Source organism: Geomicrobium sediminis (genome assembly GCF_016908595.1).
In the GTDB taxonomy this organism is placed as follows: Bacteria; Bacillota; Bacilli; order Bacillales; family Marinococcaceae; genus Geomicrobium_A; species Geomicrobium_A sediminis.
Window position 1 is genome coordinate 45,967 of sequence record NZ_JAFBEC010000005.1, and the last position, 18,883, is coordinate 64,849.

Genomic DNA, 18,883 nt, shown 5'->3' on the forward strand with positions numbered 1-18,883 from the left:
CTCTTTTGATCATATTGTAACATATAACTAGTCCTATTAAACTATATATTTGGTTTATTGTTGCATTATTTTAGGATATATTTTGACAAATTCCCGATAACGTACGTTATATAAATAATCAAATGTTTGATTTGGTTCATACCGTTTTTGTCCGAGACGGGCAATAACCGCTTTACTCCATTCATCGTACGAATTGGTCCAGTTCAAATAATGCCCACCGAGTGACGCAGCACCAACGACCGGTAACCATTCTGCATCATCTGGAACGCAAATCGTTATGCCTGTACTATCAGCAAGCATTTGACACCAAGCATGACTTTTCGTACCTCCGCCAATCACTATAATCTCTGTTGGTTTCTCTTCACCTGAATTGGTCATGAGCTGTCGTATACTCAACGATAACCCTTCTAATACGCTAAAACAAAGCGCAGCTTTTGACGTGGTTGCCTTCAGATTAGACCAAGAGCCTGTTGCATTTGCATCGTGAACTGGAAATCGCTCGCCATGGACATAGGGTAGAAAATAGGGATGATCAAGTGATGGCTCAATCGAATGCACGCTGCTCTCAAAAGTTCTATAATCGCCATCGCACAAAAGCTCAACTGCAAAACGATGGACGTTACCTGCATTCAGCATCGGTGCAATCGAGAGAAAATGAACATCATCAAGATGCGGAAGCTTGAATGCGCCCTCATACAACTCATTTTTACGATCCGTTGAAAATGCCGTCCACCCAGTAGAGCCGATATAAAGGTATCTCGTTCCCCGAATTAACACCCCTGCCCCGAGTGACGATGCGGCTGCGTCACCAGTCCCACACAATACCGGTGTTTTCTCATTAAACCCTGCACTATTATGCTTTTGAACAACACCAACAACTTTTCCTGCCGAATGCAATTCTGGTAACATCATCGGATCTAGACCTACATCAACTAGCCAGCTCTTCTCCCATTGCTGCTGTTCAAAGTTCATCATCCCTGTCGTGGCTCCTGTAACAACATCTGCCACAAACTGACCTGTTAATTGCAAAATGATATAGTCTTTCGCATTCACTAAACAAGCATGCATCTGTTCATATATGCTCGGTTGATTTCTTTGTAACCATAACAATTTCGGAAAAACCATCGATCCATCACAATAATTCTCGGTCACTTCCACTACGTTGGGAATGGCTTCGTGAATGATTTCTGCTTCTTCGTGTGCACGTGAGTCAGAGTAAAGAATGGCGTTACGGATTGCTTTTCCTTCTTTATTTACAGGTATGCAATCTTGCATCTGGCCAGTCAATGATATAGTATGTACGGTCGATGGGCTGATTCCTTCTTTCCACCATTCATGGCTTAATTCTTGAACGATGGTCCACCAACTTTCTGGATCTTGTTCACGGTACTCTTCATTTTGAATGGCAGGAATAGCACGTTCCTTTCTGTGATGCATGTGACCGTGCTCGTCGACGAGTACAGCTTTTATCGTTGAAGTTCCAATGTCAAAAGCAGCTACATAAGTCATCAGTAAATGTCCCTTTCTATTTGTTAGAAATTTTTGATCTTTTATATTTTGAATCTTCATTTTACGATACAATGACTTATAAAAGGAGTGAAGTGAATTGAACTTCAAACAACATATTGCAGAGAACAAAGATCACTACTTGAATGATTTGTTTACATTGCTTCGCCAAAAAAGTATTAGCGCACAAAATGATGGTGTCCGTGATTGTGCGGCACTTGTCGTTGGCAAACTAAAAGAAGCAGGCATCGCTCATGTTGAGATCATAGAAACCGATGACCACCCTGTCGTCTATGCTGAACAACACGTCTCTGATGACGCACCAACGATGCTTATTTATGGTCACTACGATGTACAACCTCCAGATCCATTAGACGAATGGAAAAGCCCGCCTTTTGAACCGACCATTCGCGATGGCAAAATTTACGCACGTGGCGTTGGCGATAACAAAGGTCAAATGCTCGCACAAATTCTCGCTGCACAGACGTACATCGCTACAGCTGGGGAACTCCCTTTGAACGTGAAATTCGTTTTTGAAGGTGAAGAGGAAATCGGCAGTAAGAATTTACCAACCTTCGTTGAAACCCATAAAGAAAAGCTCGCTGCTGATTTTGTGTATACATCTGATGGTCCTATGCTATCAAGTGGCAACCCGTATGTATTACTCGGTACGAGGGGCATGCTCTACGTCGAATTAAAAGCAAAGGGATCCGATTTCGATAATCATTCTGGCAACAAAGGCAACATTGCTCAAAACCCCGCTTGGAAAATCATCGAGTTGCTTCAATCGATGCGAGACGACGAAGGCAACATTTTAATAGAAGGGTTTTATGATGACGTAGAAGCACCAACTGATCTTGAGCGTCAACTATTAGAACAACTCCCATTCAACATTGAAGAATTAAGAGAACAAGTTGGGGATCAAAAAATCGATCTATCAAAGGCTGATTACTACAAAAAATTATGCTTTGAACCAACATTTAATATTGCCGGCTTTTCCAGTGGCTATAGCGGTGAAGGGGCCAAAACGATCATTCCAAGTGAAGCAACTGTCAAAATGGACATGCGCCTCGTGAACAATCAAGACCCTGATGAGATTTTTGAACGGTTCAAAGCGCATGTTTCTAAATTCGCACTAGACATTACTGTCGCAAAAATCGGAGCGATGTCACCATCACGAACATCTGCGAATTACCAAATCGTCGAAACCGTTCGGGAGGCAACAGAACGTTCATTCGAACGAAAAACGTTTATTCAACCGAGTTTAGGAGGCAGCCTGCCTAATCACGTTTGGACAAACATTCTCGGTGTCCCTTCTGTAATCGTCCCGTATGCAAATGCCGATGAAGCCAACCATTCCCCAAATGAAAACCTCGTTGTGGACAATTTCTACAAAGGCATTCTTTGCACATGCGAAGTTATGAAAGCGGCCAGTCAGATGACAAAAGACGAACTGCTTCAAAAAAGAACGACACTTGCTTAAATGCAAAAGTGCCCACTCCAAGGTGGGCACTTTTCATTTAGTCATTCACCGATACGTTCCAGAAGATCGGACCGACAAGCTCGTCAAATCCTTCCACATTCTCATCCATTGAAGTAATCGTGTGGAATTTACCGATATTAATCATCGGTAAATCTTCATAAAACTGTTCTTGTAACTCCGCAAAGACCGCTCGTGCATCTTCTTGCGTTTCTTGTAATTTAATCTCATCTAACAAGCGATCCAATTCTTCACTTTGTGTCCAGCCCGCAAACTCTGCGCGTTTACTAAGCACTGGGAATTGATGAGGAATGGAACGTGTCGCAAAAGATGATACGAACATGTCATGAGCGCTAGGATCATAGATTTCTTCTTGCATTGCTGCCCAATCAATAATACTTAACTCGACGTTCATCCCTAGCTTTTCAAGTTCTTGTTGAAGGACAATGGCCGCATTATAATGATGGTCATAATCTCTTGTCGCCATAATCGTTACGAGCTCATTGTCGTATCCAGCCTCGTCTAACAATTCTTTCGCTCGATCAACATCGTTTTGGAAATAGTTTTCTTTTCCTGCATCTGTATACCAATCGACTTGTTCCTCAAGCATCAAACCTGGATCCAACTTATAAAACTGATCACTCGTTACAGAGCCAGTCATGATGGCTTCGTTGTTAATCCCAACGTTAACCGCCTCTCGCATGAGTGGGTCCTCAAACACGCCCTCTAGCTCATTAAAGACAGCAACTTCTACTGCACTCGGTGTGATCATCGTTTCGATACTCGGATTGGAATCCATGAGATCAATATTGTCATAAGGTACAGCCATAATGACGTCATACTCACCCGTTTGAAGTCCAGATACTCGAGTAGATGCATCCGAAACAAAGTTAAAGTAGAGGTCTTCGTATTGTGGATTCTTCTCACCGACTAATCCACTCGAAGGTTCGTCACTTGCAACATAATCGTCAAAACGCGTGAGATGGATGTGTTGGTCTGTTGCCCATTCAACAAATTCAAACGGCCCTGTACCGATAATATCATTCGCTCCGGTCGGACCTGCTTCATCAACGACTTCTTTCGGCATAATCGCTGCAAATTGCCCAATCTCTGCAAGAACATGGAGGATCACCGAATTGCGCTCTGGTAATTCAATCACAAACGTATAGTCGTCTTCTATGATAAACTCCGCATCCGCCAAGTTCGAACGTCCGATTGAAGAATACTCAGTCCACTTCTCCATCGATGCTTTCACATCTTCGGCAGTCATTTCTTCCCCGTTATGGAAGAGTACCCCTTCACGCAATTGAAACGTAATTGTTTTCCCATCTTCACTTTCTTCAAAAGACTCTGCCAACATTGGTGATACTTCATAATCGGCATTCACTGCGACGAGCGTTTCAAAGACGTTACGACTGACATCTCTTGTTGCTGTAGTAGGACTCATGTGCGGGTCCATCGTGTCAGGTTGTGCACTATAGCCAATTTGCAATTCCCCCGAAATCTCAGTTGCATCATTGTTGTCAACACTCGCATCTGTTGTCGTCTCTGAACTGTCATCCCCACCGCAAGCAGCAAGCATGAACGGTACGATACTAAGCGCTAGATACTTGTTGCGTAGCTTCATGATAATCCCCCATCTTCCCACGTTAAAGTTGTAACACTCTACTAGGTTAAAGTATGACTTTTATTATACAGAATTAGATTTAATTTTCAATCATTTATTTAGACAACTTTTAGTCCGCCAATTGCACGTTCCAAAGAATCGGTCCACTTAACTGCTCGTACCCTTCTACACGGTCATTTGTCGCATCAATGGTGCTGTAATGACCGACGTTCATGACCGGCATATCCTCATACATGAATTGTTGAAGCTCAGCCAAAATCTCAAGCGCCTCTTCTTGACTCTCGGCTTGATCAATTTGATTGAAGTACATGTCATAATTCTCATGTTCTGTCCAACCTGGCCAATCACTATTAAAGAACGGATATTGGTGCGGAACGGCATAAATAAATGACGCCGTTACAAAAATATCAAATTCACTTGGGTCTTCTCGTAGACTAAGTAACGTTGCCCAGTCAACGACATTTAATGTGGCATTCAACCCAAGTTCTTGCAATTGCTGATGTACGACGACCGACACACTGTAATGATGGTCGTAGTCTCTTGTCGTTAGAATAACAATCTCTTCACCGTCATAGCCTGCTTCGTCTAACAATTCTAGTGCGCGATCAGGATCATACTCATTAAAATGTTCTTCTCCTGCTCGCGTATGCCAATCCGCTTGATCAGGAATCATAAGCGCTGGTTCCATACTATAAAATTCTTCATAATTAAACGCGGCTTTCATCACCGGTTCTTTATCAATTGCCATATTAAACGCTTGTCTAGCTTTTGTATCTGAGAAAATGCCCTCTTTCTTATTAAACACGAGAAATTCCATGCCACTCGGCATCGTATGAACAATAAGCGAATCGTCATTTTCAAGCATTTCGTACGTGTCATACGGAACATAACTGATTAAATCGTACTCGCCCGTTTGAAGCCCGGCGACTTTCGTTTGTGAGTCAGGAACAAAATGGAAGAAAATCTCGTCTACATAGGCATTTTTCTGCCCAGCCATACCATCTGCTTCGTCTTCAACACCTGTATACTCCTCAAAGCGAACGAGTTGTACATGTTGATCTTGATGCCAGACTTCGAATTGATAAGGGCCCGTCCCTACATACTCTGTAATCCCTGTAATCGGAGCGTTACTCGCAATTTCTTCAGGCATAATACCCGCTAACTGACTAATATCTGCGATTAAATGGAGCGCAGAGTTGTTACGCTCTTCCAAATGCAATTCCACCGTATAAGGATCAACGACTTCATACGCTGATTCTGGTAACACGTTTGCAATTTCGTGCCAGCGTTCCATCGAAGCCACCACATCTTCTGCTTGCATTTCCTCACCATCGTGGAACAGAACACCTTCTCGTAAGTTAAATGTAATCGTTTTGCCATCTTCACTTACATCGTAGCTTTCCGCTAACATCGGGACAACTTCATAATTGCTGTTTAACGTCACAAGTGATTCATACATCGGTCGTACTAAGTCTCGCGTTGCACCAGCTGTCGTAAAGTGAGGATCGAGCACCTCCGGCTGTGTCCCGTATCCGTAATTAAACGTTCCTCCGACAACTTCTTCTGCTCCTTCAGCAGAACTTGCATCTTCACTTTCTGTTTCGTTCGAACAACTTGCTAACACCATTGGTACTGACATAAGAGCGAGTGACCATACCCATTTAGACTTTAACAAAACCCCTTACCTCCCTGATCTATATAATGAACGCCTGTAACTTCTCTTATTATTTTGATAACTTCAGCCATATTCCTTTATATTATGATCATGAATACAAGGATGAAGGACTATATTTTCTTAATAAGGTGATTTGAAAAAAGTAAGCTACTTCAAAGCGTGTCGTCTTCGAAGTAGCTTATGAGCCAACGTTAATTAATGAAATGGCGAACCATTACTCTTCAAGCTGAACATTCCAAAGGATTGGGCCCATGAGTTGATCGTAATCTATGACGTGAGTTTTCACACCATCGATCGTATCGTAATGCCCGACATTGACAACAGGAACGTCTTCATAGAACAACTCTTGTAACTGCTCGGTAATCGCAAGAGCTTCATCTTGGTCATTCGCTTGATCGATCTGATCAAAGTACTCCTCGTAACCTGGGTTGTCCGTCCAGCCTGGCCAGCTCGAGTTCAAAAACGGATATTGATGAGGAACTGCATAGATAAACAATGACGTTACGAAAATCTCATACTGAGACGGGTCTTCCCTTAAACTAAGTAACGTCGCCCAATCGACAACATTCAACGTTGCATTCAAGCCCATCTCTTGCAATTGCTGATGCGTTACGACCGACACATTGTAGTGATGATCGTAGTCTCTTGAAGTCAAAATTCGAATCTCTTCACCGTCGTATCCTGCCTCCTCTAGCATTGAAAGGGCAAGGTCTGGATCATTAATTTCAAAATTTTCTTCGCCTGCTCGAGTATGCCAATCCGCTTGATCTTCAATCATCAATGCAGGCTCCATACTGTAAAAATCCTCATGGTTAAACGCCGCTTGCATAATCGGTTCTTTGTTCAAAGCTACGTTAATTGCTTGACGTGCAAGTGGATCTGAGAATAAGCCTTCTTTCTTGTTAAATACGAGAACTTCCATCCCACTTGGCATCGTACGTAAATCTACCGAATCATCATTCTCAAACATATCATAGTTGTCATATGGCAATCCGTTAATCAAGTCATACTCCCCAGTTTGTAAGCCCGCAACCCTCGTTTGTGAGTCCGGTACGAATTGGAAGTAAATCTCATCTAAGTACGCGTGTTTCGCGCCACCCATGCCATCCGTTTCTTCATCTACACCGGTGTACTCTTCAAAGCGAGTAAGGTGAACATGTTGATCTTGATTCCAATTAGAGAATTCATAAGGTCCTGTACCTACATACTCCGTAACCCCCGTTGCAGGAGCATCTACAGCGATCTCTTCTGGCATAACCGCTGCCATTTGGCTAATATCAGCTAGCAAATGAAGCGCCGTATTGTTCGGCTCATCCAAATGTAACAGAACGGTATACGGATCCGTCGCTTCATAACTTGCATCCGGTAAAACATTTGCGATCTCTTGCCAACGTTCCATCGATGCAACCACATCATCTGCCGTTAACTCTTCACCGTTATGAAACAAGACACCCTCTCGAAGAGAAAACGTGATTGTTTTACCGTCTTCACTCGTTTCATAGCTTTCTGCCAACATTGGAATGACTTCATAATTACTATTTAACGTAACCAATGATTCATAGATTGGTCGCACTAAATCTCTCGTTGCAGAAGCCGTCGTAAAATGAGGATCAAGAACTTCCGGCTGTGTACTATAACCAAAATTCAACGTCCCGCCACCACTTCCATTTGCACCTTCCACCGCACTCGATTCTTCCGTATTTGAATCTCCACACCCAGCTAATAATAATGAAAACGCGATTGCTCCAACTGTCATTTTGGTTTTACGTACACTCATTTATGATCCTCCTAACCTTTTGTTTTAATTTTCTTTTTGAATGTTCCAGAGCACGAATCCTTCAAGATAATCAAGCCCTTCAACATCGGTAGAATAACTAAGAAAACGTGTATAGTCGCCAACTTTGTAAACAGGTACCTCTTCCCAATACCACGCCAACAAATCATCATACGCATCGATACCATCTTCTACGGAAGCGGCATTTCGAAGTTCAAATAGCTCATCGGGAAGGGTTGTCCATCCAGGATAATTCGGATCAAAATAATAATTGGACGACGGTTCTGGTACAGAGACGTTCCCCATCACATAAATATCATACGCTGATTCATCTTGGTTCACTTCTAGTAACGTTGGCCAATCGTACACTTCAAGCTCAACGTTCATTCCTAGTTGTTGCATTTGTTCTTGTAATACAACTGCACCATTGTATTGATCTTCATAGTCTCTCGTCGTAATAATCGTAATCGGTTCACCGCCATAATCAATTGCATCTAAATAACCTTCCATCACACTCGGATCTTGTTGTTCATACACATCAAGACCTTCATCGCTATCCCAATTGCTCAATTGGTGATACATCATAATGTTGTGATTTAAATCATAAAAATTATCGTTTGAGTACGCACCCGTCAAAATGGCTTCATTGTTCATCGATTTTACGAGGGATTGCCTCGCTTCTTGATCAACAAAAAATCCTTCTCGTTTGTTGAAGTGAACATTCAAAAACCCACCAGGGTAGTACAAGTTTTCAAGATTTGGATCTGCTTCCATTTGTTCAGCACTATCAAATGGAACAGAATGTGCAATGTCGTATTGACCCGTCTGAACGCCAGAAATTCTCGTCGTCGGATCCAATACGAACTCAAAATAGATATCATCTACGTTTGATGACTTCTCGCCTGCTAATCCGTCGGTTGGAACGTCACTATTTACATAGTCTTCATATTTACTCAGATGAATGTGTTGGTCTGTTACCCATTCCTCGAATTGATAAGGACCAGTGCCAATGTAGTCATTAACCCCTTGTTCACTCGCTTCTTCAACGATTTCCTTTGGCATAATTCCTGGAAACCCAGTACTCGTAAATGCCATCAATGGCAACGCCGTTGCCAACGGTTCTTGCAAATGAAGGGTTACTTCATAGTCACCATCAATTTCCACGTGAGCATCTTCATGAAATTGATTACGACTCCCTGCAGCGCCGAGCCATTTGTTCATTGATGCCTCTACGTCTTCTGCTGTCATCGGTTTTCCATTATGGAAGACAACATCTTCACGTAAAACAAACTGAATCTCTGTACCATCCTCACTTTGTTCAAAAGATTCTGCCAACATTGGTTGTACGTTGTACTCCGAATCAATAGTAACGAGTGGCTCCATCACATGGCGCATCACATCCGAGACGGCAATGGCCAATTGTTCATGGGGATCAAGAATTGGAGGTTGAGCCGAGTACGCGACACGAAGTTCAGTTCTTTCCCCTGTGTCCGTTCCCTGAGCTGTCGGTTCTTCACTTGAATCACATGCGGTTACGACCAAAGCGCTAAGCAACGTTCCTGCAATCATTTTCTTGTGTATTCTCATCAGGTGATCCTCCTTTAAAAGCTATCGCTCTATAATATTTACAAAATTCTAAAATATAATCACGACTTTTGTCAGATTATCTGCCATTTTATTTAAAGAATAAGCCTATAGACCTGTTCGATCTATAGGCTTATCTTTCATTTCAAATAGTTTTCTGCAAGACTTACAAAAAGCGTTCCGATGTTGCCGAGCGCTCGTTCATCAAAGTTAAACCGCGGATGATGATGCGGGTATTGTGTATCCGGATCATCGGTCATCGCACCGACATGGATAAACGTTCCTGGAACATTTTCCAAATAATAAGCAAAGTCTTCTGCTCCCATCATCGGAGGACGTTCAATGACCGCCGCCTCGCCTACTTTGTCTTTCATGACTTCTTTCACGATTGTTGTTTCTTTCTCATGATTCACAACGGTCGGATACCCTTTCGTATAGGTGAGTGAACAAGTAACATCGCCGGTAAGTTCTATTCCCGACACGATCCGCTCAATGTCTCGTTCAATTTGAGTTCTCGTCTCTTTATTAAACGTCCGTACGGTTCCTGCAACACTCACAGTGTCAGGAATAACGTTGAATGCATTACCTGATTGGAACTTACATACGGAAACAACGGCTTGGTCAATTGGATCAACCCGACGAGAAACGATTCGTTGTAAATCATTGACGAGTGATGTTCCTGCAGTAATTGGATCAATTGTCGTATGTGGTTTCGCCCCGTGACCACCTTTGCCTTGAATCTCTACTGAAAATGCATCCGCCGCAGCCATGATTGCACCACTACGTACGTTGTACAGTCCAAGCTCTAGATCTGAAGACACGTGTGCACCGAAGATAACATCGACCCCATCAAGACATCCATCTTCAACCATTGCAATCGCGCCACCCGGCGTCAACTCTTCTGCATGTTGAAAAATAAAAACAACCTTGCCGTTTAGCTCTTCTTTCATTTCTGTCAGCAAATGTGCGGTACCTAATAGAGCAGCTGCATGACCATCGTGACCACACGCATGCATCACACCTGGATTCTCTGAAGCATACGCCACATTGTTCTCCTCTTGGATTGGCAACGCATCAAAATCTGCCCGAAAGGCAATCGTCGGTCCTTCTCCAGCACCTTGAAGTGTTGCAACGACGCCACGTCCCCCGACTTGTTCTCGTACGTCTAATCCTAAGTCTTTTAAAAGTGCCGCAATGTATTTCGGTGTTTCTACTTCTTGAAATGATAACTCTGGGTAGCGATGAAAATGTCTTCTCCACTCTACCATTTGTGTGAAAATTGCCTCATTTGTTAATGGATATGTAAGTGCCATCCCATTCCCCTCCTCATTAATCAAACTAAAAAACGTTCACTTTAACTATATCCCATCTTACACAATTTTTCACTACTTTGTTAATTTTTCTAACAAAACTATTGAATTTTCTATCAATTACGATACACTAAACGATAATACATAGAACAACCGTTCTGCAAATACACCTTTGGGAGGAATAAATGTGAAGAAATGGTTGCCTTTAAGTCTAATGTCAGTAGGTCTTTTAGTTGCCTGTAATAATGATAACGGTAGTGACACAACAGAAAGCACAGATGCATCACCCACAACGGATGCCATCGCTGAGGAGTTACGGGTTGGCTATCCCGCTCAACCAGAATCACTCGATCCTTACATAACAACAGCCGTTGCGACTCGTGACATTACCCGTCACTTTTATGAAGCACTCGTAACGATTAATGAAGATTTTGAAGTCGTGCCGATGTTAGCAGAATCAATTGAAGAAAGTGACGACGGCAAGACGATTACGTTTAACTTGCGACAAGGTGTGCTTTTTCATAATGGTAAGGAAATGATCGCAGAAGATGTCGTCGCTTCCATGGAACGTTGGAAAGAGACAACAACCCAAGGTCGTTCTAATCTTGAACATGCATCGTTTGTCGAGGTGGATGATTATACCGTTGAACTTCAATTAGATGAGCCGTCTTCCATCATCCTAAACGTATTAGCAGAAGTTGTTCAAATTGCAGCCATCATGCCAAAGGAAATCGTCGATGAGGCCGATGGAACAGGCGTTAAGGAGTATGTCGGGACTGGCCCATTCGAATTCGTTGATTGGCAAACAGATCAGCACATTCACATGCAGCGCTTTGAAGATTACGTGCCATCTGACGAAGAAGCAAGCGGACTCTCTGGACATAAAGAAGCGTTAGTTGAGAACTTATACTTTGAATTTGTCACCGATTCCTCGACACGCATCGCTGGTTTACAAACCGGTGAATACGACGTCATTATTACCGTCCCGCTCGACAATGCCGAGCAACTTGAAGCACAACCAGACGTCGAACTTGTCACAGCACTTGGTTCCTTACAAACTGGGATTTTTAATGAAGAAGAAGGTGTGTTCACCGATCCTCTCATGAGGCAAGCCGTCAATACCGCGATCGACAATCGAGCCATCATGCTCGGTGCTTACGTATCAGAGGAATTCTTTACATTAGACGCAGGTATGATGTTCGAAGACCAAGTGGATTGGCATTCACTAGCTGGTGAAGAATACTACTTCCAGAACGATCCAGATCAAGCACTAGAAATGTTAGATGAAGCCGGTTATGACGGAGAAGAAGTTGTGATCTTAGTTGCAAGAGATTATGATGCACTCTACAACACAGCCGTCGTGTTGCATCAGCAACTAGAAGAACTCGGAATGAATGCTGTCTTAGAAGTCACCGATTGGCCAACGTATTTGGAACTCTCAGATGACCCTAGTAATTTTGATATTGCGATTACAAGTTTCTCAACGAGACTGATTCCACACCAATACCCGACATTAAGTAAACGGGCAGCCTACGTCGGTTGGACAAAGAGCGAAGAGTTAGACCGCCTCCTTGATGAGATCAAAGAGCAGCCTACACAAGAAGAAGCATTTGAAGTGTTTGAAGAACTACAAGTCCAGTTCTACGAAGACATGCCAATGTTAAACATCGGTAAGTCTTCCGGCTTAACAGGCGTTCGTAGCAATGTCCATAACTACGAAGACTTGATCGGCCCGATTCTTTGGAATACAACGATAGAGGATTAAACAGAGGAAGCTCCCAATCCGTTGATTGGGGGCTTTTTAAGGCTCTTTTGGAGAAAGAAGCAGTCCCAGCAGGAGACGATCCGTTTGTCCTGAGCTAAACAAAACTACTACATTAACGCTTTTATTTGGGGATTTTGGTTCGAAGTTGAAGGTGAGCCTCCTTAACCCCTATTGTAGAAATGAGCACAGAAGATGTTCGAACGTCTTTTGACTTTTTCTTTTCACACAACTATATAGACTTAATCACAACATCGAACTATGTGAATAGAACACGATAAATCATCTGTTTCATCACTATTCTGCTCACATAACTGATGTTTTGTGAGCAGAGCCTCCATTATTGATCATCACAAAAAAAGCCCCCAATTGGGAGCTTTTTTTCTAATGGTTAATCTGTTGCAGATTCAGCATCTACTAGACCACTTCCAAACTGATTCGTATCACCAAGATCCGTAGCTGTATCGTTAATGTGACTACGTACTTGTTGTGGTGACCATGATGGGTTTTGTTCAAGTACAAGTGCTGCAACGCCTGCTACGTGAGGTGTTGCCATCGATGTACCATCAAGGCTACGGTAGCCTCCACCTGGATACGTACTTTCAACGCCAACCCCAGGAGCGACAAGATCTAAGCCTGCTCCATATTGTGAGAAGCTAGCACGCGCGTCACTTTGAGTTGTTGCACCGACAGCCATTGCATTGTCATAGGCTGCAGGATAAGAAAGCGATGATGCACCTGAATTCCCAGATGCTGCAACAACAAGCACGCCACGATCCGTCGCTTCATCAACGGCTTGTTCAAGTGTTGGACTCGGCAGTGGACTTCCCAAGCTCATATTGGCAACATCCATACCGTTTTCCCCTGCCCACTGAAGCCCTTGAGCAATGGAGCTAATGTTCCCTGATCCATCGGAACCGAGCACTTTGACCGCGTATAGGTCAGCGTCAGGTGATACGCCGACAACTCCCGTATCATTATCAAGTGCAGCAATGGTTCCTGCCACATGTGTACCGTGTCCATTTCCATCATCAATTCCTGGTTCACCAGGAACGAAGCTTTCGCCACCTTGAATGTTTAAATCTTCATGTGTAGAGATGCCTGTATCCAAGACCGCAACACTTACTCCGCTTCCTGTCACACCACTTGCATTAGCAGCGGGTGCATTAACACGATCAATTCCCCAAGGAATCGTTTGCGAGATCGTTACTTCAATATCTTCTTCAATATACGCAATCGCGTCGTTCTCTTTCAATTCAGTGACGTCTTCTTTCTCAAGCTCTGCAGATAATACCGGAATGTGTTCAAATTCATGCAACACGTCAATATCGATGTCTTCTCCTGATGATGTTGCAACAAGTTGGTCTTCGGACACTTCGTGTTCATCTACGAATTCTGTGGCCATTGTGATGTCATCAAACCCAATTAAGTACTGCGCTTTCTCATCCTCTGCGGCGTTAACCGCTGATACACTGACACCGAATGCGGTCGCAAAAACTGCTGTAGTAGATAGCATTTTCCAAGGCTTCTTCATAGATTCTCACTCCTCTAATGGATTAGTACCCTCACGAAAAGAATAGCATGTTTTTTAAATTGTTAAAATATAAAAAATAGACTGACCTATTGATCTATCAACAGATTTAGCATTTCTAATTCCTTAAGACTAGATTTTCTCAGGACTAATCACTTACATTCCAACTGGTATAAATATGGAAATATGAGCTTCTAACCCCTGATATATAAACCATTGAAATGTTTTTCTAAGATAACGAGACTTTCTGCCTTGGTAGCCTTTTTTCTTAAAAGTAAAACCATTCGTAATGCCTAGCCGTTTTTTTAGGTTTTTTCCTCTTAAAAGCGCCATGTGAACGGTTTAGCGACAAAGATTTCGTCTACTAACCTTGATCAGAGCACTGATAGATCCCAAATAAAAACGCCCCCCTGTTTCTACTGACAGAGGGACGGACTATGAATTCTTTAATCCAAATAGATGTCTACACCTGGACCAATCGGCAAGCCAAGTAATGTCCAAATCACGAATAGAACGATCCAAACAGCAAGTACGAAGAATGCGTATGGAATCATTAATGAAATAATACTTCCTAAACCTAATCGGCTATCGTATCGCTTCATAAAACCGAGAACCATAATTAAGTAAGGATTCAAAGGCGTTAATACGGAAGACGCTGAATCACCGATTCGATAAGCGAGTTGCGCGTAGGCTGGATCATATCCGAGAAGCATAAGCATCGGAACAAAAACAGGAGCCATTAATGCCCATTGCGCAGAACCACTCGTAATGACCTGATTCAATAAGGTTGCAAGAATGATAAATGCGACCATTAATCCTAAGCCTGTAAATCCGATCCCTTCGAGGAACTCGGACGTGTTAACAGCAAGAATTGTACTTAAGTTCGTCCAGTTAAAGTACGCAATAAATTGTGAAATTGCAAACACGAGAACGATGTATGGCACCATGCTTTTCATCGCTTCTGTCATGTGCATTGGAACATCGCCTGGTTTCTTAACCGAACCAACCGTGACACCGTATGCAACAGAAACAACGATAAACCATATCAAAATAAACGGAACGATGTTCGATAAGAATGGTGACGGAATAAATGAACCGCCTTCACCACGGAATACCGATCCCTCTGGTAAAATCAATGCGAGTACGATTCCGATATATACAATTGTACCGATCCCAGCATAAAGCAAACCTAACATTTCTTTTCGCTTTGGTTTTTCTGCAGATTCGTTTAACACTGCCGGCTCTGCATAACTTTCATCGAACTTCCCGAGTCTTGGTTCAATAATTCTCGTCGTAACCAAACCTACAACGAGTACGACCATGAATGTTGATACGCTCATAAAGAACCAGTTATCAACTGGTGTTACGAGAATATCGGGATCCAGGGAGCGTGCCGCTTCCGTAGTAATCCCTGCCAAAAGTGCATCTGTACCTGCAATTAAGATGTTCGCTGTAAACCCTGCTGTTACCCCGGCAAACCCGGCGCACATTCCTGCAATCGGATTTCGCCCTAAGGAATAGAATACCATCGCTGCAAGCGGAGGTATAATAATCATTGCTGCATCTGAAGCGATGTTACCGAGAACAGCAGCAAAAATAATTGCGTACGTAACAAGTGCAGTTGGTGCACGCATAATCGTCGCTTTCATAAGCGTATCAAAAAGACCGACTTGTTGCGCAAGCCCAATTCCGAGCATCATCGTTAAAATTAACCCTAATGGCGCAAAACCGGTGAAGTTCGTGATCATTGATTCAATCATGAACAATACACCTTCGCCAGAGAACAAGCTCTTCGCTTCAATGGTTTCCCCGCTCATCGGATGTTCAACAGAGACGCTGAACAGACTAACAATCCATGAAATGATAATAATTGCGACTGCTAGATAAACAAATAAGATAAATGGGTGGGGTAACTTATTCCCAAGCCATTCAACTCGGTTAAGAATTCGATTCATCACCGATGAAGAATTTGGTTGCATAGCAATTCACCTCGATGATTTTAGTGTGAAATTTTCGTTGGTGTAATCCCTTCTGGGATTGGACATTCGTACGGCTTACCGCCTAAATGTTCGTTTAACTCTTCTTTAGCCATTGCAATCTTCTCTGGGTGGTGAAGCAATTGAGCCGCTGTTCCTGACATTAACTTCGCCGCATAAAGCATCCCCGTCATTGCATACGACGTCTTCCCTTGTGCGACCATTTGCCACGTGTGCATCGGCGTTCCAAAGGCGTAACACGTTGTATAGCACTGTACCGTTGGGGCAATCGCACTCACATCGCCAACATCCGTAGAACCTGCTAGACGCTTCTCGCCAGGTGTTGATGGAATGGCTAGTTCTGGTAGATCTGTTGGTAGTGATTCTGAAGATACCTTTCGCACTTCTTCAACGGCGCTTTGTTGCTCACTTTCACTCAACGTGTCGTAGAATTTTTTTGCAAGTGCTTTTTCTTCATCTGTAAATTTCGGTTCATCAAACGCTGCCATTTCGTTGTTCATCACTTCTTCAAGCGTGTGATTTCGAACATAGTTCGTACAAGCTTTGTCAAAACGGACGTCCAATTCAGTTTCCGTCATAAGTGCCGCACCTTCGGCAATCTTTTGAACACGCTCGAATACATTCTTCGCCTTTTGAACCGTCGTTCCACGCATTAAGTAAAGAACTTCCGCCTCCGGCTGCACAACATTTGGTGAAATACCACCTGTGTTCGTAATGGCATAATGCAGTCGGGATGTTTCTTCAATATGTTCACGTAAATAATTAGAGCCAATATTCATTAATTCAACCGCATCTAATGCACTTCTACCAAGGTGCGGGCTCGCTGCTGCATGCGAAGCTTTGCCTTTGAACTTAAACGACACTTGATAATTTGCCAATGTCTCAAACGCCCAAACGGTATTGAATGTTCCAGGGTGCCAAGTAATGGCTGTGTCAATGTTATCGAAAACACCTTCACGAGCCATAAAGGTTTTGCCTGAGCCACCTTCTTCTCCAGGGCAACCATAGAACTCAATGGTGCCTGGCAAGTTGTTTTCAACCATATAATCTCGTGCAGCAATGGCTGCCGCTAATGCAGCCGTTCCTAGCATATGGTGACCACAGCCGTGTCCATTTCCACCTTGAATCTTCGGAGAATAGCTTGTCTCGTTTTCAACTTGGCTTAAATCTGAAAGCGCATCGAATTCCCCAAGAAACGCAATAACCGGTGCACCACTTCCATAGCTCGCACGAAACGCTGTATCAATGTTAGCAATGCCACGATCAACATTGAACCCTTGTGATTCAATATAATCCGCTAATGTTTTCGAAGATTGCTCCTCTTCAAAGCGAAGTTCTGGAGTATCCCAAATCTGTTTGGCGATTCTTTCGTATTCAGACCGATTATCGTCCATATGTTTTGTTATGAATTGCTGTACTGACATACACAAAACCCCTTTTTATTAACAGAAAATTGTTGTTGTTAATTCATTTTTGAATAGTAAGCGATAAATTAAAGTTATCCTATCATAAAGATTAGTTTAGTGAAACAAATCAGGTGAATTAGTAATATTATGAACTGTCTATTAACTATCGGAATATAGCATCATTACGCTCTAACTAAGGAAAACAAGAAAAATGAATTGTAGCTTTTCTGACACGCTTTTTTAACTTCACTCCGTCTTTTCAAAGCAAATAAATAACGAACGCACAAAAACAAACACACCATAAACACTTCGGTGCGTTTGTTAATTTTACACACCTAAAATTCGTGCATTTTGTAAATATTGACTCGCTTTTTTTGCAGTGCTTTTTAGTTCAACTTTAATCTCTTCCATATTGTTTAGAATGGTATTGCTATCACCAACGACACTCAAACACACATCTGTCTCTTGTTGACTATGAAAAAAAGGTACTGAAATTGCTGAAATACCTGTTTCCATTTCTTCTAAACAATAAGCAATTTGTTCTTTTCTTACCTTTTGTAATTCATCACTCAATGCGCTTGCATCACGAATTGTATGACTTGTGAATACCTCATAAGGCTCCTCACCTGCCATCTTTATAAATTCTGATTCTGATTTATAGGCAAGAATTGCCTTAGCAGATGAAGAACAATGAGCGGGCATTTGTTGACCGACTCGTACAAAATAGTTGTTTCGAATGTTTGAAGGTTGATATGAATAAATGCAATACACTTGGTTTGCTTGGTATTTACTTAAATAGGTGTATAGCCCAGTGACTTTTGCAACATCTTTGCAATAAGTTCTTAACCATTCACTAGGATCTTGACTTTGAATAAAACGACTCCCCCACTGCATTGCTCGAGGTCCTAAATAATAATTTTTAGTAACCTCGTTTTGTGCGACGAGTTCCTTTTCAACCATGTTTTTCAGCATTCGATGCAATGTACTCTTACTAATCTCACTATCTCGTGACAATTGACTAATTCCAATTCCATCCACTGTCGCTTCGCTCACGCAATCCATTACAATCGTAAAACGATCTAACCACTCCACAGTTTCACCTCCACACAAATTCAAGACCACCGTTCTCCTTACAGGAACACTCTACAATTAACCTACACTATAAGTTAATCATTTAGAAAAATCTACCTCTGGAAATTATCGTTAACTGCCTCGTTTTATACGTAATAAA

Annotated in this window: 12 protein-coding genes; 2 read left to right on the forward strand and 10 right to left on the reverse strand. The window is 42.5% G+C overall.

Translation table 11 applies throughout. The features are described from left to right. Positions 1-54: 54 nt before the first annotated feature. Positions 55-1,509 carry a xylulokinase gene (locus JOD17_RS09290; RefSeq protein WP_204697254.1) on the reverse strand — a complete coding sequence of 485 codons (1,455 nt, stop codon included), beginning with the start codon at positions 1,507-1,509 and terminating at the stop codon, positions 55-57. 97 nt (positions 1,510-1,606) lie between these two features. Here JOD17_RS09290 and JOD17_RS09295 point away from each other — a divergent pair, with 97 nt between their 5' ends. Beyond that, on the forward strand, positions 1,607-2,989 hold the full coding sequence (locus tag JOD17_RS09295; RefSeq protein ID WP_204697256.1) for a M20/M25/M40 family metallo-hydrolase: 1,383 nt from the start codon (positions 1,607-1,609) through the stop codon (positions 2,987-2,989). Positions 2,990-3,026: 37 nt separating this feature from the next. Here the strand turns inward: JOD17_RS09295 and JOD17_RS09300 are convergent, their stop codons facing one another. The 5 genes from JOD17_RS09300 to JOD17_RS09320 form a co-directional block, all read right to left on the reverse strand. Continuing rightward, entirely contained in the window at positions 3,027-4,613 is a 1,587-nt protein-coding gene (locus JOD17_RS09300; protein WP_204697258.1) for an ABC transporter substrate-binding protein, read from the reverse strand. A gap of 109 nt (positions 4,614-4,722) precedes the next feature. After that, entirely contained in the window at positions 4,723-6,288 is a 1,566-nt protein-coding gene (locus JOD17_RS09305) for an ABC transporter substrate-binding protein (protein ID WP_204697259.1), read from the reverse strand. 214 nt (positions 6,289-6,502) lie between these two features. Beyond that, positions 6,503-8,065 carry an ABC transporter substrate-binding protein gene (locus JOD17_RS09310; protein ID WP_204697260.1) on the reverse strand — a complete coding sequence of 521 codons (1,563 nt, stop codon included), beginning with the start codon at positions 8,063-8,065 and terminating at the stop codon, positions 6,503-6,505. Positions 8,066-8,089: 24 nt separating this feature from the next. After that, the gene (locus JOD17_RS09315; protein WP_204697261.1) at positions 8,090-9,649 is read right to left on the reverse strand and encodes an ABC transporter substrate-binding protein; all 1,560 of its coding nucleotides are present in this window, start codon (positions 9,647-9,649) and stop codon (positions 8,090-8,092) included. A 137-nt stretch (positions 9,650-9,786) separates the two neighbouring features. Beyond that, positions 9,787-10,959: a M20 metallopeptidase family protein gene (locus JOD17_RS09320; protein ID WP_204697262.1), complete on the reverse strand. Its 1,173-nt coding sequence runs from the start codon at positions 10,957-10,959 to the stop codon at positions 9,787-9,789. Between the two features lie 184 nt (positions 10,960-11,143). On the opposite strand from JOD17_RS09320, the gene JOD17_RS09325 reads away from it, so the two are divergent. Further along, complete coding sequence (locus JOD17_RS09325; RefSeq protein ID WP_204697263.1) at positions 11,144-12,721, forward strand: ABC transporter substrate-binding protein; 1,578 nt, start codon at positions 11,144-11,146, stop codon at positions 12,719-12,721. A gap of 388 nt (positions 12,722-13,109) precedes the next feature. Here JOD17_RS09325 and JOD17_RS09330 read toward each other — a convergent pair whose 3' ends face one another. The 4 genes from JOD17_RS09330 to JOD17_RS09345 form a co-directional block, all read right to left on the reverse strand. Beyond that, complete coding sequence (locus JOD17_RS09330; RefSeq protein WP_204697264.1) at positions 13,110-14,252, reverse strand: S8 family peptidase; 1,143 nt, start codon at positions 14,250-14,252, stop codon at positions 13,110-13,112. A 443-nt stretch (positions 14,253-14,695) separates the two neighbouring features. After that, positions 14,696-16,228: an AbgT family transporter gene (locus tag JOD17_RS09335; RefSeq protein ID WP_204697265.1), complete on the reverse strand. Its 1,533-nt coding sequence runs from the start codon at positions 16,226-16,228 to the stop codon at positions 14,696-14,698. 20 nt (positions 16,229-16,248) lie between these two features. Beyond that, on the reverse strand, positions 16,249-17,670 hold the full coding sequence (locus JOD17_RS09340; protein WP_204697266.1) for an amidohydrolase: 1,422 nt from the start codon (positions 17,668-17,670) through the stop codon (positions 16,249-16,251). Between the two features lie 309 nt (positions 17,671-17,979). Next, positions 17,980-18,744 (reverse strand): IclR family transcriptional regulator domain-containing protein, encoded by a 765-nt coding sequence (locus JOD17_RS09345; RefSeq protein WP_204697267.1) that lies wholly within the window; start codon positions 18,742-18,744, stop codon positions 17,980-17,982. Positions 18,745-18,883 lie beyond the last annotated feature (139 nt).